This is a genomic window from Enterobacter sp. J49 (genome assembly GCF_002148625.1).
GTDB classification, from domain to species: Bacteria; Pseudomonadota; Gammaproteobacteria; order Enterobacterales; family Enterobacteriaceae; genus Enterobacter; species Enterobacter ludwigii.
In genome coordinates, this window is sequence record NZ_MWPY01000023.1 from 1 (window position 1) to 21084 (window position 21084).

The window sequence follows — 21084 nt, forward strand, 5'->3', positions numbered from 1 at the left end:
TCCATGTCACTTTGAGTGCCCACACAGATTGTCTGATAAATTGTTAAAGAGCAGTTGCGACGCGGCTTACAGCTCACCGTCGCGAGGTGGCGTATATTACGCTTTCCTCTTTCAGAGTCAACCCTGATGTTCAGGATTTTTTCTCTTCAACCGACCGGGTTAACTGTGAAGTGATTCACATCCGCCGTGTCGATGGAGGCGCATTATAGGGAGTTCTCTGCAGGCCGCAACCTAAAAGTTGCAAAAAGATGACTGACTGCTGTATTCCCCAGCAAAACCCCGCTTTATACCCTTTTACGCACAGACTTATCCACAATTGAGGCGGGATCTCTGTGCGATCCTACGGATTAACAGGCAAGATCAACTATACTAGCGACAAATATTCCCCCACCAGGCCACCCCATGACCACACAACAACTGACTCGTGACTGGCGTCTTCCTACAGCAGGCATCATATTGCTGGCGATCCTCTTAGCCGGGTTTACCCTGCATACGCACTGGAACACCTTTCTTCAGTGGTGCCTTGCCACGCAAATTACCCTGCACCGTTATCTGGTGATGTACCTGCTCCAGCTTAACAACCACCAGTACAGCGGCGGGTTATGGCTATTAACCGGCGCCTTCTTCTATGGCGTGTTGCACGCCATCGGGCCGGGGCATGGCAAATTCATTGTGACGACCTACCTCACGACAAATAAAGAAAGCGAACGGGCCGCCCGGGTCGTTCCTTTTCTTGGCAGCCTGATGCAGGGCGTCAGCGCCATTCTCTTTGTCTTTATTCTGGCGGTAGGGTTTAACCTCGCATCGGGGGATATCAGTACCAGCCGCTGGTACGTCGAGAAGATCAGCGCGGTGCTCATCGGTGCATTTGGTGTATTTGTCATTTACCAGGCGCTGAAAAGCCTGCGACCTCGCCGGATGGTTATCTCAGCCATCACGCCCCTTCATCAACATAATGAACACCGTGGTTGTGGTCATCACGGTGTAGGTGCAGATCTGGCGCAAGGCGACTGGAAAACCCGGTTGGGCGTCATACTGGCGATTGGTGCGCGTCCGTGCAGCGGGGCGATCATGATCCTGATGTTTTCAAATGCGCTGGGTATTGTTACCTGGGGGATGGCCGCGGTCATGACCATGTCGCTGGGAACGGCGTTGTCGATTATGGGCCTGTCCCTGGCGGTACGTTATGCCCGAGAGCGGACGGTGGCCTGGTTTGGCGGCGGGGCTTCACTCAGCTGGCTGGTTCCGGTCTTTAAAATAGCCGGAGGAATAGTCCTGATCCTGTTCGCAACCGTGCTGTTCCTGACGGTACTCCCCATCAGCGCCAATGGCGATTACATCGCCGCAGGCTGCTAATAAAAGAAAACCCGCCAGCGGCGGGTTTTTTTATTACTCGTTGATTCGTGGATGCTGGTCCACCAGGCGGGAGCGTTTTTGCTGCAGCTCTTCAATCTCTGCATCAATGTCTTCAATCTTCTGCTCTACATTATCGTAGTGTTCGCGCAGGATCTCTTTCGCTTCCTGGATATCAGACGCCGCAGGCGTGGCCCCTTTAAGAGGACGATTCGCCGTCTCCTTCATGGTAATACCGGTAATCAAACCAATCACCGCGATAACCATCAGGTAATAAGCCGGCATCATCAGGTTCTGCGTACTTTCCACCAGCGAGGCGGCAAGCGTCGGGGTCAGACCGGCAATCAGCACCGAGATGTTAAAGGCAGCCGCCAGCGCACTGTACCGAATGTGTGTCGGGAACATCGCAGGCAGCGTCGAGGCCATCACCCCGATAAAGCAGTTAAGGATCACCGCCAGCATCAGCAGACCGGCAAAAATCAGCCCCAGCACATTACTGTTAATCAGAATAAAGGCCGGGATTGCCAGGGCAAACAGCGCGACACTCCCCAGAATAATGAACGGTCGACGGCCAAAGCGGTCGCTCAACAGCCCCATAATCGGCTGTACAAACAGCATACCCACCATGATGGCGATAATAATCAGCACACCGTGGTCTTCTGAATAGTGCAGGTTATGCGACAGATAGCTCGGCATGTAGGTCAACAGCATGTAGTAGGTCACGTTCGTGGAGATGACCAGACCAATACAGGTCAGCAGGCTGCGCCAGTGCTTCGTCGCAATCTCTTTAAAGGAGACTTTCGGGCCATCCTGCAGTCCTTCGCGGTCGCCCTGCTCCAGCTTCTCAACGTGCTGCTGGAACGCCGGCGTTTCTTCAAGAGCATGACGCAGGTAAAGACCAATAATCCCTAATGGCAGCGCCAGGAAGAACGGAATACGCCAGCCCCAGGAGAGGAAGTTCTCTTCACCGACGACGGTAGAAATCAGCACCACCACGCCCGCACCCAGGACAAACCCGGCAATCGAGCCGAAGTCCAGCCAGCTTCCCATAAAGCCGCGCTTACGGTCCGGGGAATACTCTGCGACAAAGATAGAGGCACCCGTATACTCACCGCCTACGGAGAAGCCCTGGGCCATCTTACAAAGCAGCAGCAGAATCGGAGCCCAGATGCCGATGCTGGCATAGGACGGTATCAGGCCGATACAGAACGTACTGATCGACATAATGACAATGGTGATAGCAAGGATCTTCTGGCGACCATATTTATCGCCAAGCATACCGAAGAACAGACCACCCAGCGGGCGAATCAGGAAGGGGACGGAGAACGTACCCAGCGCGGCAATCATCTGCAGACTGGGGTCGGCGCCGGGGAAGAACACTTTACCTAACGCATAGGCCACAAAGCCGTAAACACCAAAATCGAACCATTCCATCGCATTACCCAGCGAGGCGGCGGTGATCGCTTTGCGCAGTTTGGCGTCATCAATAATGGTGACGTCGCGAAGCGTGATGGGTTTGATTTTTTTCCTTCTGAGCATAGCTATCCTCGTAGACTCGGCCCTGTCCGTTTCACAGTCCCGTATGCGATCTGTGAACCATGGGATCCGCTCCATGCGAATCGCCTTATTCAAGCGTAGCAGGTTTACTTACATTGACGTTTTACGTCGATACAACCGAACCTGTTGACGCCTGCCTGGGCAGTTAATGACCTTTTTACCCTACCAGCGTTTATATTTGTGATCAACTTCACACATATATTTATGTTACGTCAGCTGGCTGCATTTTTTGTCAATTAGCGCAAATCTGCACGTTCTCAATCGCCATAAAAACACATCCTCACACACGTCATTATTTCCCGGACAACGGAAAATGAAACCCCATTACTTCACATCAGATTTACATAAATTCTAACCCTCCGACGCGCGTTTAAAACGTTTACGTCAATATGTGATGCAGATAACTAAAACAGTGTTTTATTTTCATTGAATCATCATTCCAATGATCGCATGATAATTCCGAATACCACGTTCCCGGTGCTGTGGCACCGCGTTTACCAGGATCGCTTTTTTAGTTTTATTGCATGGGTAATGACACCATCGAACCCAAAGACATTCAATTCATTGAATTTATTAATTTATTTTTTAGTTTTTTGCCGCCCGCCATGCGGGATACGATTTGAGGGTTATCTATGAAGATTAAAGCCACGATTGAACGCATACCGGGCGGTATGATGCTGGTTCCGCTTGTACTGGGCGCTATCCTGAATACCCTGGCTCCTGAAACCGGCGCTTATTTTGGCGGGTTCACAAAAGGGATGATTACGGGCACCGTTCCCATTCTGGCCGTCTGGTTCTTTTGTATCGGCGCCTCAATTAATTTACGGGCAACAGGCACCGTATTACGGAAATCCGGCACGCTGGTGATTACGAAAATTGCCGTGGCCTGGGTAGTGGCAATGATCTGTGCGATGTTCATTCCGGAGAATGGAATTCAGACCGGATTCTTCGCCGGATTATCGGTTCTGGCAATTGTCTCTGCGATGGATATGACCAACGGCGGTTTGTATGCCAGCCTGATGAACCAGTACGGCACCAAAGAAGAGTCAGGTGCATTTGTCCTGATGTCTCTGGAGTCCGGCCCGCTGATGACCATGCTGATTCTGGGCTCTGCTGGCCTGGCGTCCTTTGAACCCCACCACTTTATCGGCGCGATCCTGCCCTTCCTGATCGGTTTTGCTCTGGGTAACCTGGATAACGATCTGCGTGATTTCTTCAGCAAAGCCACGCCGGTGCTGATCCCGTTCTTCGGTTTTGCGCTGGGTAACACCATCAACCTGAATGTCATCCTCGATACGGGTCTGCTGGGTATCGTGCTGGGCGTGGCGGTGATCATCATCACCGGTATTCCGCTGATTATTGCCGACCGGGTCATTGGGGGAGGAAACGGAACGGCGGGGATAGCCGCCTCTTCAGCCGCAGGTGCAGCCGTGGCCAACCCGGTGATCATTGCGCAGATTAACCCAGCTTTTGAACCGGTGGCCGCGTCCGCGACGGCACTGGTTGCAGCCAGCGTGATTGTGACCGCGATTCTGGTTCCCATCATCACCGCACTGTACGCAAAACGTGTCGGACATGTTGCTGAGGTTCAGACAGAGCCTAAGCCTGTTGAAACACACCACTAACCGATGCTCCCCCTCCCGGTGAGAGGGGGATTTCAGCCACCAAAAATCTCTTCCACCATCCCATCCACAAGCCGTTTTGCCGAGCACAGCCTCGGCATACCCAGCGCGACAGTGTGCCAGCTTTGCGTCACCGACCAGCTCACCGGATGGTTGTCCGCCTGACACCAGTCGCCCAGCCAACCGAGCATGTCTTTATGATCTATCAGTCCCGGCGACGCGGGCGTTGTCAGCCACTGATGGTAGAAATGGCGGGTGGAAGGAGAAGCGTTGATGCCCTGCGCAAGATAGTTTGCCGCCATACTGCGTAAGTTATCCTTGAGCATCGCCGCCACGTCTTCATTCGCCAGGCGACAGGCATCACCAAATGCGCCCCAGCGCAGCTCTTCCAGGACGACATAGCAACGCCCGGCCAGCGACCAGCCATCGTAGTGGCCGGCTCGCCAGCGGGTAAAAATTTGTTCACTGTGCTCACCCGCCTGCACCGTCAGCCCTCGCTGGGAGAGCGCCTTCTCTTTATAGGCGGCTCGTTGCGTAAAATGAGCGGAAAGCTCAGCGTACTGCTGAATCAGGCCGGGCGACTGCTGGGCCCGCGGGTTAGTCTGCTGACGCAGCGCAATCAATTTGTCTGCCATCAGCGTCAGCGCAAGGTGCCCGGGGTCAAGCATACCGGCCAGCTTTTCCGCCAGCCCCAGGCGCAGCGCCGCATTTTCATTAAGCATACCCGCCATCGCCCAAGGCCTTAGCCGGGTATGCGTCATGATCTCCTGGGTCAAACGCTCACGAAACTGCAGCTGTTGTGGTCCCGGGTGGGGATGACGCGCCGCGTCCACCCCCTGAACCAGATCGACCATAAATTTTGGATGAATACACTCCAGCGTTCGCCCGGGGCCGTCCAGTAGTTGTGTTGTCATGGTTGTTCTGCCGCGAATAGGGTTTGAATATCATCGCGTAACAGTCGGGTATCTTCCTGTATCCACGTCGCAGTCGTGATACTTTGCTTTAACAGCTGGCTGAGCGCTCGGGTCGAATGCTCATTTTGCTGACGTACTGCGAGGCTATCACGCAAACTTTCCTGTAACCCGGTCAGGCATAACGAAAATTCCGCAAAGAACGTTGCCATCCCCGCCGTAACAGAGACATCGACCTGGGCGGTCAAAGCTTTACGGATTTGTTCACAGAACTGATCGATATGCTGCTTGAATTTTTCATGCAGCTGTTCAATGTCAATGACATAGCGTGTGCGTGCAACAACATAATCTTCCCAGCCCCAGCCCGGGTTATTCAGCCAGCGAGAGACGGTTTCACGCATGCTCGCCGCGCCCGCTGGCTGGCCTGCCGGGCGGTGGTCCTGCGCAATCGCATCGTTAAACAGCGCCCGGGTGTTGAAGTTAAGTTGATGCGCCTGAAACGCCGGGAAGCTTATCCGCGCGCGAAAACCCGCATGGCTGAGTTGTTCTTTAATACGCGTTTCGATTGGCCGCATGGCTTCATTCAGCGAGCGCGCCAGCGTCGACTCCAGTTGATCGAAGCGTAACGCCAGCTCCCGGCCGATCTTCGTCTGCGCATCCAGCATGATCAGCTCGCAGGAGGAGCGGATTTTACTCAGCGCAATTTGCGCCTGCCCTTCATCATCCAGTACCAGCTGTTTCAGCGCCTGCGGCTCGTCACGGCGAAGATCCCGCGGTTCGATGCCCGCCAGGTCGAGAACAGAGCGGGCGCTAAACACATGGCTAATCGCCTGCTGGAGTGAAGTATTCTGCGACATCATAAAGTCAGCGGTGGCGTTAAGCGCCTGCTCCACTTCATGCTTCACTTCGTCGCTCACCACGCGCTGACGCGTATGCAGTAGGGCCATGTCCTCTTCCAGGCGCGCGATATTCAATTCCAGCGCCTCAAAAGCGACCGTCAGCCCCTGGTAGCGGAAGTCGAGATACTCCCGGGCGTTTTGGGCATAGTTAAGCAGCTTATGCGACGCCGAACGCAGAGCGAAGAGCGATGCATTGGCATAGGCGGCATAAATAAGCTTGCGGATCGGCTGTTCAAATAACGAATCTTCCCACAGCAAATCGGCAGCATGACGAATATGGTCGATGTCGTCCAAATCCTCCGTACGCCAGCGGCGTCCCAGCGCGGCTTCGGCAAAATCCTGAACCCAGCGCTGCTCCTTGTGATCCGGTAGCTGACCGTGGGTAGTCATCTCATAACGGGCGCGGTTCGCCAGATACGCCCACATCGACGAAACGGGATAAATTTGCCCCGGCGAAATATTCCCTTTCATTAAGGTGCCGGAGATCATCGCTTTAACCTGTTCTTCATCGTCGCTGTTACGATCTTTCTGATCGAATTTATTGACCAGCGCATACAGCGGCACCGATTTACCGGCGACTGAAATGGCCTGCCGGACCTCGTGATCGGAAATCGATTTGAGCTGGGTGTAATCCATCACCGCCAGCACCGCCGACGCGCGAGATAACTGCTCGCTCAGCATTTTTTGCAAATGCGGTTGCCCGGCCTCATTCGGCCCGGGGGTATCAAGCAGCGTCAGTTGCCCAAGGTGGGCATCCAGACCCGCGAGATGCACGAACTCCACTTCGATCACCGGAATGTGTTCGATGGCCGCATATTCAGAGAACGGAAACTCGACGCCTAACGCCTGTGAGAGCCTCACCAGGTCGTTAAGGCTTTTCAGACAATGAAATATTGGCTGCGCACCAAGGTGATGCTTCTCGAAAGCCTCCCCTTTTTCAATTCTTTCCAGCAGCGTAATCATGTCCTTATCAATTTCCAGACGCTGCGCCAGCTTACCGCGATCGTAATCGCAGAGCTTTTTCTGTAACAGGAGGATTAATTCATCGATAGGAGAGACGTGAGCAAAATGGAGCACCGGCTCTTTCTGACCCGGCGTATGACGAATCAATGTCGGAAGCGCCGTCATCGGTCGGTTGCGGTTCGGCAACACTTCGGTTCCGACAATGGCATTAATGGTGGTCGATTTCCCCGCTTTCATGGTGCCCACAATTGCCAGCACCATTTCCAGACGGGTTATTTTCCGTAATTCATTATTCAGCATAGCCTGCTGGGCTTCGACACCCCGCGCACTAAAATGCAAAGGTAAGACGTTGTTCTTTTCACCCGTAATGGCTGCGGCGGTGCTTTCTAGCTTCGCCGTCGGCATTGATTTCAACGTATCAAGATTTTGCAGGGCGAGCTGTAACAAACGCTCTGCTTCCTGGCTTAATTCAAAAATGGTCTGTGTGTGCATGATAAAAGCCTTTCCTTAACGCAAATTTATTACTTTTATTAAGCCACTGGTTTTAATTATGTTGTTCAGGCTTATATGATCACGTGTGGAAAACATGTTCACCGAAATATAACTGATTGAAGATAATCAGAAATAAATCGCTATCCTTGCATGGCGTGTAAAGCTTCCCCTCTGGCATGACAGCCAAAAGATAAAAGCATGGCCCATTTTTAAGAAACTTCAGGATATATCATCATTATTTACCCACCTAAAAAGAGAGGTAATGCGTCACCGCCATAAGATATGGATGACGGGGAAGTCAGGAGATAAATAACAATGTGTCGCTTCACCTTATCCGAAATGGAGGTGCGTAGCAATTTGCTGCAATAAAATATTCGATATATTTACTGCCATTTCTTTCCACCGTGTTAATGCCGTAAGCATCGCTTAACTGACTGACAGGAAATGTCACTGGCGACACGCTTTTTGCTTTTTTTTTAAATAGAATATCACCGACAACGGTGTGGATTTGCGTTATACTTGCCCCCTTTTTCGGCACCCAGCCGTCATTTTGCTGGCACTTTCCAGCGTGTTACGCACTTTTTGAGGATACCCTAATGCAACTCCCACACTGCCCGAAATGCAATTCTGAATACACCTATGAAGATAATGGCATGTTCATCTGCCCGGAATGCGCTCACGAATGGAATGACGCCGAGCCGTCGCACGATACTGATACGCTTGTTGTAAAAGATGCGAACGGTAATCTGCTGGCTGATGGCGACAGCGTCACCGTGATTAAAGATTTGAAGGTTAAAGGCAGCTCTTCCATGCTGAAGATCGGCACTAAAGTGAAGAATATCCGTCTGGTAGAAGGCGACCATAATATTGACTGCAAAATTGACGGCTTTGGCCCGATGAAACTGAAATCAGAGTTTGTGAAAAAGAACTGATTTACCCGCCCGGTGGCGCTTCGCTTACCGGGCTGGCGAGAACTACACTTAACGGGCTCTTCTTACGTGAGGTATAGATTATGCCGTTAAGTCCCTACATCTCTTTCGCCGGTAACTGTGCCGAGGCCTCCGCCTTTTATCAGCACGCCGTCGGCGCAGAGCTCCTCTATAAAATCACCTTCGGTGAAATGCCAAAAGGCGACAGCAGCGAAGAAGGCTGTCCGTCTGGCATGCAGTTTCCGGATTCGGCGATCGCCCACTCGAATGTTCGCATTGCGGGCAGCGATATCATGATGAGTGATGGGCAGCCGCCCGGCAGCAAAGCGCAGTATGCCGGGTTCACGCTGGTGCTGGACACCCAGGACGTGGCAGAAGGCAAACGCTGGTTCGACAATCTGGCCGCGGAAGGCCATATCGAAATGGCCTGGCAGGAGACCTTCTGGGCGCACGGTTTCGGTAAAGTCACCGACAAATACGGCGTGCCGTGGATGATTAACGTCGTTAAGCAACAGCAGTGATCTTCTGGCGGTGGGCAGTCTGCCCCCGCCTGTCATCAAACTCCCCTCAACTCTTCAAACTCCCGCAACCGAGACTTAACCCAAATGTCATATTGATGCGCCAGCATGAGGCCACATTTATTGTGAGGCCCAGCATATGCAAACTGTTATCCGCGTCGAGAAACTGAGCAAGACCTTTCATCACAACAAGGCCCTGCATGCCGTTGATCTGACCGTCCTGCAGGGCGAAATGGTGGCGCTCCTGGGGCCATCCGGCTCTGGTAAATCCACCCTTATGCGTCATTTAAGCGGCCTTATCACCTGTGATAAGACCTCAGAAAGCCACGTCGAGCTGCTGGGCAACACCGTGCAGCGTGCAGGACGCCTGGCGCGGGATATCCGCAAAAGCCGCGCCCAGACGGGCTATATCTTCCAGCAGTTCAACCTGGTCAATCGCCTGACGGTACTGGAGAACGTGCTGATTGGCGCGCTCGGCAGCACCCCGTTCTGGCGTACCTGTCTGCGCTGGTTCTCCCCCTCTCAAAAGCAGGAAGCGTTGCAGGCGCTGACCCGCGTCGGAATGGCGCATTTCGCCCACCAGCGCGTCTCCACACTTTCCGGTGGACAGCAGCAGCGCGTGGCTATCGCCCGTGCCCTGATGCAAAAAGCGCAAATCATTCTTGCCGATGAACCCATCGCCTCGCTGGACCCGGAATCGGCTCGCATCGTGATGGAAACCCTGCGCGACATCAACCTCAACGACGGCATCACCGTAGTGGTGACGCTGCACCAGGTGGATTACGCCCTGCGCTATTGCGAGCGCATCGTCGCGTTGCGTCAGGGGCATGTGTTCTTTGATGGCCCAAGCCATCAGTTTGATAACGACCGTTTCGACCATCTCTACCGCAGCATTAACCGCGTCGAAGAGAACGCGCAGGCTGCTTAATTAAAACCGATCCGAGGAAAGTACATGAGCTACAAAGCCGTTGCCGCGCTGGCGTTTACCAGCATGTTCAGCATAAGCACTCTGTTAAGCCCTGCGTACGCCCAGGAGCAGGAAAAAGCGCTGAACTTTGGCATTATTTCGACGGAATCACAGCAGAACCTGAAACCTCAGTGGGAACCGTTCCTGAAAGATATGGAAACCAAACTGGGGATCAAAGTGAACGCCTTCTTCGCCCCGGACTATGCGGGCATCATCCAGGGGATGCGCTTTAACAAAGTCGACATCGCCTGGTACGGTAACCTCTCCGCCATGGAAGCGGTGGATCGCGCGAACGGCCAGGTCTTTGCCCAGACCGTTGCCGCGGATGGTTCTCCGGGTTACTGGAGCGTGCTGATCGTCAATAAAGACAGCCCCATCAACAACCTGAACGACATGCTCGCCAAACGTAAAGAGCTGACGTTTGGTAACGGCGATCCCAACTCCACCTCTGGTTTCCTCGTGCCGGGCTATTACGTCTTTGCTAAAAACAACGCCTCTGCCAGCGAATTTAAGCGCACCGTGAACGCCAGCCATGAAACCAACGCGCTGGCCGTGGCCAATAAGCAGGTGGATGTCGCCACGAACAACACCGAGAACCTCGACAAGCTGAAAACCTCGGCACCGGACAAGCTGAAAGCGCTGAAGGTTATCTGGAAATCCCCTCTGATCCCGGGCGACCCCATCGTCTGGCGCAAAAACCTGTCTGAGACCACCAAAGACAAGGTGTACGACTTCTTTATGAATTACGGCAAAACGCCGGAAGAAAAAACGGTTCTGGAACGCCTGGGCTGGGCACCTTTCCGCCCGTCAAGCGACCTGCAGCTGGTCCCGATTCGCCAGCTGGCGCTGTTTAAAGAGATGCAGGGCGTGAAGGACAACAAGGGCCTGAAGGAGGAGGAGAAGAGCAGCAAAGTGGCTGCGATTCAGGCTCAGCTCGAAGACCTTGACCGCCTGACCGCGGCGCTCGGCGCCATGAGCAGCGTGAATAAAGCGGTGCAATAACGCTTACCGCCCTCTCCCGGTGGGAGAGGGCATTCAGACCAAAGGGGCACACATGCAAACCATCACCCTCCCACCGCCGAAACGCAGCTGGTTCTCGCTTTTTAGCTGGGCCATTTTGCTTGCGGTGCTCGTTATCTCCTGGCAGGGCGCGGAAATGGATCCGCTGCTGCTGTTTAAAGATGCCGGCAATATGGCCACTTTTGCCGCCGACTTCTTCCCGCCTGATTTCAGCCAGTGGCAGGATTACCTCAGTGAAATGGCGGTCACTCTGCAAATCGCCGTGTGGGGCACCGTCCTGGCCGTCATCCTTTCTGTTCCGTTCGGCCTGATGAGCGCCGAGAACATCGTTCCGTGGTGGATTTACCAGCCGATGCGTCGCCTGATGGACGCCTGCCGCGCCATCAACGAAATGGTCTTTGCCATGCTGTTCGTGGTGGCCGTCGGCCTGGGTCCGTTCGCCGGGGTGATGGCGCTGTTTATTCATACCACCGGCGTGCTCTCCAAGCTGCTCTCCGAAGCGGTGGAAGCTATCGAGCCGGGCCCGGTCGAAGGGATCCGCGCAACGGGCGCCAACAAAATTGAAGAGATTCTCTTCGGCGTACTGCCCCAGGTGATGCCGCTGCTGATCTCCTACTCCCTGTACCGTTTCGAATCCAACGTTCGTTCCGCCACCGTCGTCGGCATGGTGGGCGCAGGCGGTATTGGCGTCACGCTGTGGGAAGCGATTCGCGGGTTCCAGTTCCAGCAAACCTGCGCCCTGATGGTGCTCATTATCATCACCGTCAGCCTGCTGGATTTTATGTCTCAACGTTTGCGTAAGCACTTCATCTGAGAAGCGAGGCTTTGATTTGTATGCACTTATCCAGACATCCGACCAGTTACCCTACCCGCTGGCAAGAGATAGCGGCAAAGCTCGAGGTGGAACTTCGCACCCACTACCGCTGCGGAGACTACCTGCCTGCCGAGCAGCAGCTTGCCGACCGCTATGAAGTGAACCGACACACGCTGCGCCGCGCCATTGATCAGCTGGTCGAGCGCGGCTGGGTGCAGCGCCGTCAGGGCGTCGGCGTGCTGGTGTTGATGCGCCCGTTTGACTATCCGCTCAATGCGCAGGCGCGTTTTAGCCAGAACCTGCTGGATCAGGGCAGCCACCCGACCAGCGAAAAACTGCTGTCGGTGCTGCGCCCGGCCTCAAGCCACGTCGCGGACGCGCTGGGCATTCAGGAGGGCGACAATGTTATCCACCTGCGTACCCTGCGTCGGGTCAACGGCGTGGCGGTGTGCCAGATAGACCACTACTTCGCCGACCTGGCGCTGTGGCCGGTGCTGCAAAATTTCTCCAGCGGCTCGCTGCATGATTTTCTTCAGGATGCCACGGGCATCGCGCTTAAACGTACCCAGACGCGCATCAGCGCCCGCCGCGCGCAGGCCAAAGAGAGCAACGTGCTGGAGATCCCCAACATGGCTCCGCTGCTCTGCGTTCGCACCCTCAACCACCGTGACGGCGAGATCGACGCGACGGAATACTCCGTCAGCCTGACCCGCGCCGACATGATCGAATTCACCATGGAGCACTGAATGCATTTCGACACCTCCACCCGCCAGCGTTGGATGGGCGTCCTGGCGCACAGCCAGCCCGCAGCGCTTTCGGACCGCATGCAGGCGCTGAATCTGACGCCGGAATATGACCTCATCCGCGCGCCGGAAATCGGTCTGGTGCAGATCCAGGCGCGTATGGGCGGTACCGGTGAGCGCTTCTTCGCCGGCGATGCCACCCTCACCCGCGCAGTGATCCGCCTGAACAGCGGCACGCTGGGCTACAGCTACGTGCTCGGGCGCGACAAACCACACGCCGAACGCTGCGCGGTGATTGACGCCCTGTTACAGGAACACCCTCATTTCCAGACCCTGATGGAAACCCTTATTGCCCCGCTGGAAGCCGACCGTGCCGCACTGATTGCCGCCCGCCAGGCCCAGATAAACACCAGCCGGGTCGACTTCTTTACGCTCGTTCGCGGAGATAACGCATGACGCTTCAACCCGCTTTTACCCTGGCCGTCCAGGATGCCCAACAAAGTTTTCGTCGCCTGCTGAAAGCCATGAGCGAACCGGGCGTCATCGTCTCGCTGCATCAGCTCTCTCAGGGCTGGCTGCCGCTGAATCTGGCGACCACCAGCGTACTGCTGACGCTCGCCGACAACGACACCCCGGTGTGGCTCTCTGGCGCGTTATCGAATGATATCGCCAGCCAGAACCTGCGCTTTCACACCAACGCCCCGCTGGTTGAACAGCCCCGGCAGGCGGTGTTTGCCGTGGCCGACGAGCAAATCAGCCACGAGCAGCTTAATGCCCTGAGCGAAGGAAGCGCGGTGGCACCGGAGACCAGCGCCACGCTGATTTTGCAGGTATCAAGCCTGAGCGGTGGCCGCATGCTGCGACTCACGGGGGCGGGTATTGCCGAAGAGCGCATGGTCGCGCCACAGCTGCCGGAGTGCATCATTCATGAACTGACTGAACGCCCGCACCCGTTCCCACTCGGTATTGACCTGATCCTCACCTGCGGAGAACGCCTGCTGGCCATCCCTCGTACCACTCATGTGGAGGTGTGCTGATGTACGTTGCCGTCAAAGGGGGCGAGAAGGCTATCGCCGCCGCCCATGCCTTGCAGGCGCACAGACGACGGGGTGATGACGCGCTTCCCGAGCTCAGCGTCACCCAGATTGAGCAGCAGCTCAATCTGGCCGTCGACCGGGTAATGACTGAAGGCGGCGTCGCTGACCGCGAACTGGCGGCGCTGGCGCTGAAACAGGCCAGCGGCGACAATGTCGAAGCCATCTTCCTGCTGCGTGCTTATCGCACCACGCTGGCGAAACTGGCGGTGAGCGAACCGATCAATACGGCAGAAATGCGTCTGGAACGTCGTATTTCAGCGGTCTATAAAGACATCCCCGGTGGCCAGCTGCTTGGGCCCACCTATGACTACACCCACCGTCTGCTGGATTTCACCCTGCTGGCGAACGGCGAAACGCCCCAGTTGAGCACCTCGGATGCAGAGCAGGTTCCCTCCCCGCACGTTTTTAGCCTGCTGGCGAAACAGGGTCTGGCGAAGGCCGAAGACGATACTGGCGCGCAACCTGACGACATCACCCGCACGCCGCCGGTTTACCCCTGTTCACGCTCGTCGCGCCTGCAGCAGCTGATGCGCGGCGACGAGGGGTATTTACTGGCGCTGGCCTACTCCACCCAGCGTGGCTACGGCCGCAACCATCCGTTCGCGGCGGAAATTCGTAGCGGCTACCTTAACGTCGAGATCGTGCCCGAAGAGCTGGGTTTTGCGGTGAACGTCGGCGAACTGCTCATGACCGAATGCGAAATGGTGAATGGATTTGTCGCCCCCGAGAACGAGGCCCCGCATTTTACCCGCGGTTATGGGCTGGTGTTCGGCATGAGTGAGCGCAAGGCGATGGCGATGGCGCTGGTCGACCGTGCCCTGCAGGCACCGGACTACGGCGAAGCGGTCTCCGGCCCGGCGCAGGACGAGGAGTTCGTGCTGGCCCATGCGGATAACGTCGAGGCCGCGGGCTTCGTTTCCCACCTCAAGCTGCCGCACTACGTCGATTTCCAGGCCGAACTGGAACTGCTGAAACGCCTGCAACGGGAGCGCGCACATGACTAACTTAAGCGGCTACAACTTTGCTTATCTGGATGAACAAACTAAACGCATGATCCGCCGCGCCATTTTGAAAGCGGTGGCTATCCCCGGTTATCAGGTGCCGTTCGGCGGCCGCGAAATGCCCATGCCTTACGGCTGGGGTACCGGCGGCATTCAGCTGACAGCCAGCGTCATCGGCGAGTCGGACGTGCTGAAGGTCATCGACCAGGGGGCTGATGACACCACCAACGCCGTGTCGATTCGCCAGTTCTTTCAACGCGTGACGGGCGTCAATACCACCGAAAAAACCGAAGATGCGACGCTGATCCAGACCCGTCACCGCATTCCGGAAACGCCGCTGACGGAAGATCAGATTTTGATTTTTCAGGTGCCTATTCCGGAGCCCCTGCGCTTTATCGAGCCGCGTGAAACGGAAACACGCACCATGCACGCCCTGGAAGAGTACGGCGTCATGCAGGTGAAGTTGTATGAGGATATCGCCCGCTTCGGCCATATCGCCACAACCTACGCCTATCCGGTCAAGGTCAATGGACGCTACGTGATGGACCCGTCCCCCATCCCCAAATTCGACAACCCGAAGATGGACATGATGCCTGCCCTGCAGCTGTTTGGTGCCGGGCGTGAAAAACGCATCTACGCCGTACCGCCTTACACCCGCGTGGAGAGTCTCGATTTCGACGACCACCCGTTTACGGTGCAGGAGTGGGACGAGCCGTGCGCCATTTGCGGCTCAAAACACAGCTATCTGGACGAAGTGGTGCTGGATGACACGGGCAAACGGATGTTTGTCTGCTCCGACACCGACTTCTGCCGCCAACAGAGCGAGGCGAAAAGCGAATGAAACCGCTGCTTTCGGTTAATAACCTGACCCACCTTTACGCGCCGGGCAAAGGCTTCAGCGACGTCTCGTTTGAGCTGTGGCCGGGCGAGGTGCTGGGCATTGTCGGCGAGTCCGGCTCGGGCAAAACCACCCTGCTGAAATCTATCTCTGCACGACTGACGCCGCAAAAGGGCGACATTTTATATGAGGGCCGGTCGCTGTACGGCATGAGCGAGGCCGAACGCCGTCGCCTGCTGCGCACCGAATGGGGCGTGGTGCATCAACATCCTATGGACGGCCTGCGCCGCCAGGTCTCGGCCGGAGGCAATATCGGTGAAAGGCTGATGGCCACCGGCGCACGCCATTACGGCAACATCCGCGCCACGGCACAGCAATGGCTGAGCGATGTGGAGATCCCCACCTCGCGCATTGATGACCTGCCCACCACCTTCTCCGGCGGTATGCAGCAGCGCCTGCAGATTGCCCGCAATCTCGTCACTCACCCGAAGCTGGTGTTTATGGATGAACCCACCGGTGGGCTGGACGTCTCCGTTCAGGCGCGTCTGCTCGACCTGCTGCGCGGCCTGGTGGTGGAACTGAACCTGGCCGTGGTGATTGTCACCCATGATTTAGGCGTTGCCCGCCTGCTGGCGGACCGTCTTCTGGTGATGAAGCAGGGTCAGGTGGTGGAAAGTGGGCTGACCGACCGCGTACTCGACGATCCCCATCATCCATACACCCAGCTGCTGGTGTCATCGGTATTGCAGAATTAAGAGGCCCCCATGATCCGCGTAGAAAATGTCAGTAAGACCTTTGTGCTCCACCAGCAAAACGGCGTGCGCCTGCCGGTCCTGCACAGCGCCTCTCTGGAGGTTAGCAAGGGTGAATGCGTGGTGTTGCACGGCCATTCCGGCAGCGGCAAATCGACGCTGCTGCGCTCCCTGTACGCCAACTATCTGCCGGACGAAGGCCACATCTATATTCGTCATGGCAATGAATGGGTCGATCTGGTGCAGGCGCCGGCGCGTAAGGTGCTGGACGTGCGCCGCTCGACGATCGGCTGGGTCAGCCAGTTTTTGCGGGTGATCCCACGGATCTCCGCCCTGGACGTGGTCATGCAGCCGTTGCTGGACCTGGGCGTTCCGCGCGAAACCTGCGCCGCGAAAGCCGCCGGCCTGCTCACGCGCCTGAACGTGCCGGAACACCTCTGGCACCTTGCCCCGTCGACCTTTTCCGGTGGCGAGCAGCAGCGGGTGAATATCGCCCGCGGGTTTATCGTCGACTACCCGATTTTACTGCTTGATGAACCCACTGCCTCTCTCGACAGCAAGAACAGCGCGGCGGTGGTTGAACTGATCGAACAGGCCAAAGCACGCGGCGCGGCGATCGTGGGGATCTTCCACGACGACACCGTTCGCTCCCGCGTCGCAGAAAGGCTGCACCCGATGGGGACGCTCGCATGATCGTGAACAACGTAAAGCTGGTGCTGGAAAATGAAGTCGTTGATGGCTCGATTGAGATCCAGGCCGGAGAGATCCGCGCCTTTGCGGAAACCCAGAGCCGCGCCCCGGAAGCGATGGACGGTGAAGGAGGCTGGCTGCTGCCAGGTCTTATCGAACTGCACACCGATAATCTGGATAAATTCTTTACCCCGCGTCCGAAAGTCGACTGGCCTGCCCATTCCGCGATGAGCAGCCATGACGCGCTGATGGTCGCCAGCGGCATCACTACCGTGCTGGACGCCGTAGCGATTGGCGACGTGCGCGACGGCGGCGACCGTCTGGAAAACCTTGAGAAGATGATCAACGCCGTGGAAGAGACGCAAAAACGCGGCCTTAACCGCGCCGAGCATCGTTTGCACCTGCGGTGTGAACTCCCGCATCACACCACTCTGCCGCTGTTTGAAAAGCTGGTGGACCGCGAGCCGGTCTCACTGGTCTCGTTGATGGACCACTCGCCGGGGCAGCGTCAGTTCGCCAGAATAGAGAAATACCGCGAGTACTATCAGGGAAAATACGCGCTGACCAACGAGGAAATGGCGCGTTATGAAGAGGAACAGCGACAGCTTGCGGCCCAGTGGTCTCAACCAAACCGGCTCTCCATTGCCGCCATGTGTCGGGATCGCAACATTGCCTTAGCCAGCCATGATGATGCGACGCATGAACATGTGCGCGAATCACACCAGCTTGGCAGCGTAATCGCTGAATTTCCCACCACGTTTGAGGCAGCAGAAGCTTCCCGCACCCATGGCATGAACGTCCTGATGGGGGCGCCGAATATCGTGCGCGGCGGCTCCCACTCCGGCAACGTGGCGGCAAGCGCGCTCGCGTCGCTAGGTCTGCTGGATATCCTCTCGTCCGACTACTACCCCGCCAGCCTGCTGGACGCCGCCTTCCGGGTCGCGGCTGACGAAAACAATCGCTTTACGCTGCCGCAGGCGATTCGTCTGGTAACGAAAAACCCGGCAACGGCACTCAATCTTCACGATCGTGGAGAGATAGCTGAAGGTAAACGGGCGGATCTGGTGCTGGTTCACCGTAAGGGCGAGCACATCCATATCGACCACGTCTGGCGTCAGGGGAAACGGGTGTTCTGATGGGAAGACTAATCTGGCTAATGGGGCCGTCAGGCTCTGGTAAGGACAGCCTGCTGTCCGCGTTACGGCAGCGGGAACATCCCCAGCTTCTGGTTGCGCACCGCTATATCACCCGTGCGGCGAATGCCGGGAGTGAGAACCATATCGCCCTGAGCGAGCCGGAATTTTTCACGCGCGCCGGGCAAAATCTGCTGGCGCTTAGCTGGCACGCCAACGGTTATTACTACGGGATAGGCATCGAGACAGACCTGTGGCTGCACGCCGGGTTCGACGTGCTGGTCAACGGCTCACGCGCACACCTTCAACAAGCGCGCGCTCGCTATGAAGCAGCGCTGTTGCCGGTCTGTCTGCAGGTCTCGCCTGATGTGCTGCGCAGCCGGTTGCAGAGCCGGGGTCGTGAAAACGCCAAAGAGATCGAGCAGCGGCTTGAACGTGCGGCGCGCTATACCCCATCGAACTGTCATATCCTCAATAACGACGGAAGTTTGCTACAGTCAGTCGATAACTTTTTAACGCTTATCCGTCAGAAGGAGAAACAGCATGCCTGACTGCCAGCTTCGCCCCGCCACTGCCGACGATGCGCAGATTGTTTACGCGCTGATTTGCGAACTCAAGCAGAGTGAGTTTGATCATCAGGCGTTCCACGCCGGGTATCTTGCCAATCTGCAGGACCACAATATGCGCTACCAGCTGGCTGAACTAAACGGCCAGGTGGTGGGCATGATTGGACTGCATATGCAGTTTCACCTGCACCACGCCAGATGGATTGGCGAGATCCAGGAGCTGGTGGTCATGCCGCAGGCGCGCGGTCTCAGGGTGGGCAGCCAGCTGTTGGCCTGGGCGGAGAACGTGGCGCGGCAGGCGGGCGCTGAACTGACAGAGCTATCCACCAGCGTGAAGCGCCTGGACGCTCACCGTTTTTATGCGCGTGAAGGGTATACGCAGAGCCATTTTCGTTTCACCAAACTGTTGTAGAGGTGCACGATGAGTCTGACGATTACGTTAACGGGAACCGGTAGCGCTCAGCTGGTGCCGGTGTTTGGCTGCGACTGCGCCGCGTGTCGCCGGGCGCGTCTGCAGGATAACCATCGCCGTCGCCCCTGTAGCGCGGTAGTCAAATTCAACGATGCGGTAACGCTGCTGGACGCCGGTATCCCGCACCTGATGGACGACTGGCCGGCAGGCAGCTTTCAGCAGTTTTTACTGACCCACTACCATATGGATCACGTCCAGGGGCTGTTCCCCCTGCGCTGGGGCGTCGGTGCCCCTGTTCCGGTGTACGGTCCGCCAGACGAGTCGGGGTGTGACGACCTGTTTAAACACCCGGGGATTCTGGATTTCAGCCATACGGTAGAGCCGTTTGTGGTGTTTGAACTGCAGGGCCTGCGGGTCACGCCGCTGCCGCTGAATCACTCGAAAATCACCTTTGGCTACCTGCTGGAGTCCGCCCACAGCCGTGTGGCCTGGCTCTCCGACACCGCCGGATTACCTGATAAAACGGTAAAATTCCTGCTCAATAACCGGCCGCAGGCGATGATCATCGACTGCAGCCACGAACCGCGTGACGAAACGCCGCGCAACCATTGCGATCTGAATACGGTTATTGCCTTAAATGAGATCATCGGCTGTCCGCAGGTGATCCTGACCCATATCAGTCATCAGTTCGACGTATGGATGATGGATAACCCGCTACCCGACGGGTTCGAGGCGGGATATGACGGAATGACGTTGTTGCTGGATTAGGTCACTCCCTCTCTGAATGAGAGGGCGAGGCGTATGGATGCTAAACCGCGCGTATCAGCGATCGTAATCGTCTTCTAACCGGCGTTCATCTTCTTCTAACTGACGTCTGTCATCATCCAGCTGGCGTTGACGCTCATCCAGACGGCGACGGCGATCCTCCAGTTGCCTGCGGCGATCGTCATACTGACGGCTGTCGGTCTGGCGGCTGCGATCGTAGCGATCGTCGTCATCATCGCTACTGCGACTGCTGCTGGGGTTATAGGCATCGTTGATCGCCTGCTGAATATTGCCAATGGCTTCATCAATAACATCGGCGTGAGCCAGTTGGCTGGTAAGTGACAGCAGACCAAATAACAGAGCGGTAGAGTAACGTTTCATAAGACCAGACTCGCAGGTGGACTGGCCTTACGGTAATGAACAACAGCTGGCTGGGGTAGCGGAGGAATCTCATTTCTGCGCCTGTTCAATCACCCCTATCGCTTCCACTCTCACCTGGTGTCTCCCGCCCTCAAATTCTGCATTGAGCCAGGCATCGACAATCATTTTTGCCAGCTCAAGGCCAACAACACGTGAGCCAAATGCCAGGATATTGGTGTTGTTATGCCGCCTTGAAAGCTGCGCAGAATAAGGCTCACTACATACCACTGCACGAATGCCGGGGTATTTGTTGGCCGTAATAGAGATCCCAACGCCGGTACCACAAATTAAGATACCGCCATCAACCTCACCGTCGAGCAGGGAGGTCGCAACAGCGCTGGCATAATGCGGGTAATCGGTGCGTTCGGGCGACCAGGTGCCCTTATCCACCACCTCTACGCCACGCCCACGCAGATGGGCCAGTATGTCCTCTTTCAGTATGAAGCCAACGTGATCGCAACCAAACGCAATCCTTTTCATGATTTGCCTCTCAGTGAGTAAACTTTACGAACTCGATGTATTTGTGATTTAAGACCGGTTAGTTGTGCAATAAAACCACAAAACCATCGCGTTCTGAGCGTGTTCTACACCCCTGAGGATCGCATTTCAACCCTGACCTGAT

The 21084-nt window shown here is 56.3% G+C and carries 23 protein-coding genes; 18 read left to right on the plus strand and 5 right to left on the minus strand.

What is annotated here, in order from left to right; all coding sequences use genetic code 11:
• The first annotated feature begins 402 nt into the window (after positions 1-402).
• On the plus strand, positions 403-1356 hold the full coding sequence (locus tag BJP35_RS04870) for a nickel/cobalt transporter (RefSeq protein ID WP_086462935.1): 954 nt from the start codon (positions 403-405) through the stop codon (positions 1354-1356).
• 33 nt (positions 1357-1389) lie between these two features.
• Here BJP35_RS04870 and proP read toward each other — a convergent pair whose 3' ends face one another.
• Positions 1390-2892 (minus strand): glycine betaine/L-proline transporter ProP, encoded by a 1503-nt coding sequence (gene proP / locus BJP35_RS04875; RefSeq protein ID WP_020882807.1) that lies wholly within the window; start codon positions 2890-2892, stop codon positions 1390-1392.
• 650 nt (positions 2893-3542) lie between these two features.
• Between proP and kdgT the strand changes: the two genes are divergently transcribed.
• A complete protein-coding gene (kdgT, locus tag BJP35_RS04880; RefSeq protein WP_086462936.1) occupies positions 3543-4535 on the plus strand; it encodes a 2-keto-3-deoxygluconate transporter in 993 nt (330 codons plus the stop codon).
• A gap of 32 nt (positions 4536-4567) precedes the next feature.
• Here kdgT and BJP35_RS04885 read toward each other — a convergent pair whose 3' ends face one another.
• Together BJP35_RS04885 and crfC are read right to left on the minus strand one after the other, a co-directional pair.
• A complete protein-coding gene (locus tag BJP35_RS04885) occupies positions 4568-5446 on the minus strand; it encodes a diguanylate cyclase regulator RdcB family protein (protein ID WP_014168272.1) in 879 nt (292 codons plus the stop codon).
• Positions 5443-7797 carry a clamp-binding protein CrfC gene (gene crfC / locus BJP35_RS04890; protein WP_047355930.1) on the minus strand — a complete coding sequence of 785 codons (2355 nt, stop codon included), beginning with the start codon at positions 7795-7797 and terminating at the stop codon, positions 5443-5445. The genes BJP35_RS04885 and crfC overlap by 4 nt, the downstream gene beginning before the upstream one ends.
• 596 nt (positions 7798-8393) lie before the next feature.
• On the opposite strand from crfC, the gene BJP35_RS04895 reads away from it, so the two are divergent.
• The 16 genes from BJP35_RS04895 to phnP all read left to right on the plus strand — a co-directional run bounded on the left by BJP35_RS04895 (position 8394) and on the right by phnP (position 20045).
• Positions 8394-8729, plus strand: coding sequence for a zinc ribbon domain-containing protein YjdM (locus BJP35_RS04895; RefSeq protein ID WP_020882810.1), 336 nt, complete (start codon positions 8394-8396; stop codon positions 8727-8729).
• Between the two features lie 80 nt (positions 8730-8809).
• Positions 8810-9247, plus strand: a complete 438-nt coding sequence (gene yjdN / locus BJP35_RS04900; protein ID WP_014168269.1) for a VOC family metalloprotein YjdN — start codon at positions 8810-8812, stop codon at positions 9245-9247.
• Positions 9248-9383: 136 nt separating this feature from the next.
• Positions 9384-10172 (plus strand): phosphonate ABC transporter ATP-binding protein, encoded by a 789-nt coding sequence (gene phnC / locus BJP35_RS04905; RefSeq protein ID WP_020882811.1) that lies wholly within the window; start codon positions 9384-9386, stop codon positions 10170-10172.
• Positions 10173-10196: 24 nt separating this feature from the next.
• Entirely contained in the window at positions 10197-11213 is a 1017-nt protein-coding gene (phnD, locus tag BJP35_RS04910; RefSeq protein ID WP_014168267.1) for a phosphonate ABC transporter substrate-binding protein, read from the plus strand.
• 52 nt (positions 11214-11265) lie between these two features.
• Positions 11266-12045: a phosphonate ABC transporter, permease protein PhnE gene (gene phnE, locus BJP35_RS04915; protein ID WP_044857801.1), complete on the plus strand. Its 780-nt coding sequence runs from the start codon at positions 11266-11268 to the stop codon at positions 12043-12045.
• Between the two features lie 20 nt (positions 12046-12065).
• A complete protein-coding gene (gene phnF / locus BJP35_RS04920) occupies positions 12066-12791 on the plus strand; it encodes a phosphonate metabolism transcriptional regulator PhnF (protein ID WP_032679404.1) in 726 nt (241 codons plus the stop codon).
• Complete coding sequence (gene phnG / locus BJP35_RS04925) at positions 12792-13244, plus strand: phosphonate C-P lyase system protein PhnG (protein ID WP_047355928.1); 453 nt, start codon at positions 12792-12794, stop codon at positions 13242-13244.
• Positions 13241-13825, plus strand: coding sequence for a phosphonate C-P lyase system protein PhnH (gene phnH / locus BJP35_RS04930; RefSeq protein WP_014168263.1), 585 nt, complete (start codon positions 13241-13243; stop codon positions 13823-13825). Before phnG ends, phnH begins: the two co-directional genes overlap by 4 nt.
• Positions 13825-14889 (plus strand): carbon-phosphorus lyase complex subunit PhnI, encoded by a 1065-nt coding sequence (locus tag BJP35_RS04935; protein ID WP_032679402.1) that lies wholly within the window; start codon positions 13825-13827, stop codon positions 14887-14889. Before phnH ends, BJP35_RS04935 begins: the two co-directional genes overlap by 1 nt.
• Positions 14882-15727: an alpha-D-ribose 1-methylphosphonate 5-phosphate C-P-lyase PhnJ gene (phnJ, locus tag BJP35_RS04940; RefSeq protein WP_073397718.1), complete on the plus strand. Its 846-nt coding sequence runs from the start codon at positions 14882-14884 to the stop codon at positions 15725-15727. The genes BJP35_RS04935 and phnJ overlap by 8 nt, the downstream gene beginning before the upstream one ends.
• Positions 15724-16479 (plus strand): phosphonate C-P lyase system protein PhnK, encoded by a 756-nt coding sequence (gene phnK, locus BJP35_RS04945; protein ID WP_020882816.1) that lies wholly within the window; start codon positions 15724-15726, stop codon positions 16477-16479. Before phnJ ends, phnK begins: the two co-directional genes overlap by 4 nt.
• Positions 16480-16488: 9 nt before the next feature.
• Entirely contained in the window at positions 16489-17169 is a 681-nt protein-coding gene (phnL, locus tag BJP35_RS04950) for a phosphonate C-P lyase system protein PhnL (RefSeq protein WP_086462937.1), read from the plus strand.
• Positions 17166-18302, plus strand: a complete 1137-nt coding sequence (gene phnM, locus BJP35_RS04955) for an alpha-D-ribose 1-methylphosphonate 5-triphosphate diphosphatase (protein WP_014168258.1) — start codon at positions 17166-17168, stop codon at positions 18300-18302. The genes phnL and phnM overlap by 4 nt, the downstream gene beginning before the upstream one ends.
• Entirely contained in the window at positions 18299-18850 is a 552-nt protein-coding gene (phnN, locus tag BJP35_RS04960; protein ID WP_040018699.1) for a ribose 1,5-bisphosphokinase, read from the plus strand. Before phnM ends, phnN begins: the two co-directional genes overlap by 4 nt.
• A complete protein-coding gene (gene phnO, locus BJP35_RS04965) occupies positions 18843-19277 on the plus strand; it encodes an aminoalkylphosphonate N-acetyltransferase (protein ID WP_014168256.1) in 435 nt (144 codons plus the stop codon). Before phnN ends, phnO begins: the two co-directional genes overlap by 8 nt.
• Before the next feature lie 9 nt (positions 19278-19286).
• Positions 19287-20045, plus strand: a complete 759-nt coding sequence (gene phnP, locus BJP35_RS04970) for a phosphonate metabolism protein PhnP (protein WP_014168255.1) — start codon at positions 19287-19289, stop codon at positions 20043-20045.
• A gap of 54 nt (positions 20046-20099) precedes the next feature.
• Here phnP and yjdP read toward each other — a convergent pair whose 3' ends face one another.
• Both yjdP and rpiB read right to left on the minus strand, forming a co-directional pair.
• The gene (gene yjdP, locus BJP35_RS04975; protein WP_014168254.1) at positions 20100-20423 is read right to left on the minus strand and encodes a DDRRRQL repeat protein YjdP; all 324 of its coding nucleotides are present in this window, start codon (positions 20421-20423) and stop codon (positions 20100-20102) included.
• 69 nt (positions 20424-20492) lie between these two features.
• The gene (rpiB, locus tag BJP35_RS04980) at positions 20493-20942 is read right to left on the minus strand and encodes a bifunctional allose-6-phosphate isomerase/ribose-5-phosphate isomerase RpiB (protein ID WP_063934520.1); all 450 of its coding nucleotides are present in this window, start codon (positions 20940-20942) and stop codon (positions 20493-20495) included.
• Between the last annotated feature and the right edge of the window lie 142 nt (positions 20943-21084).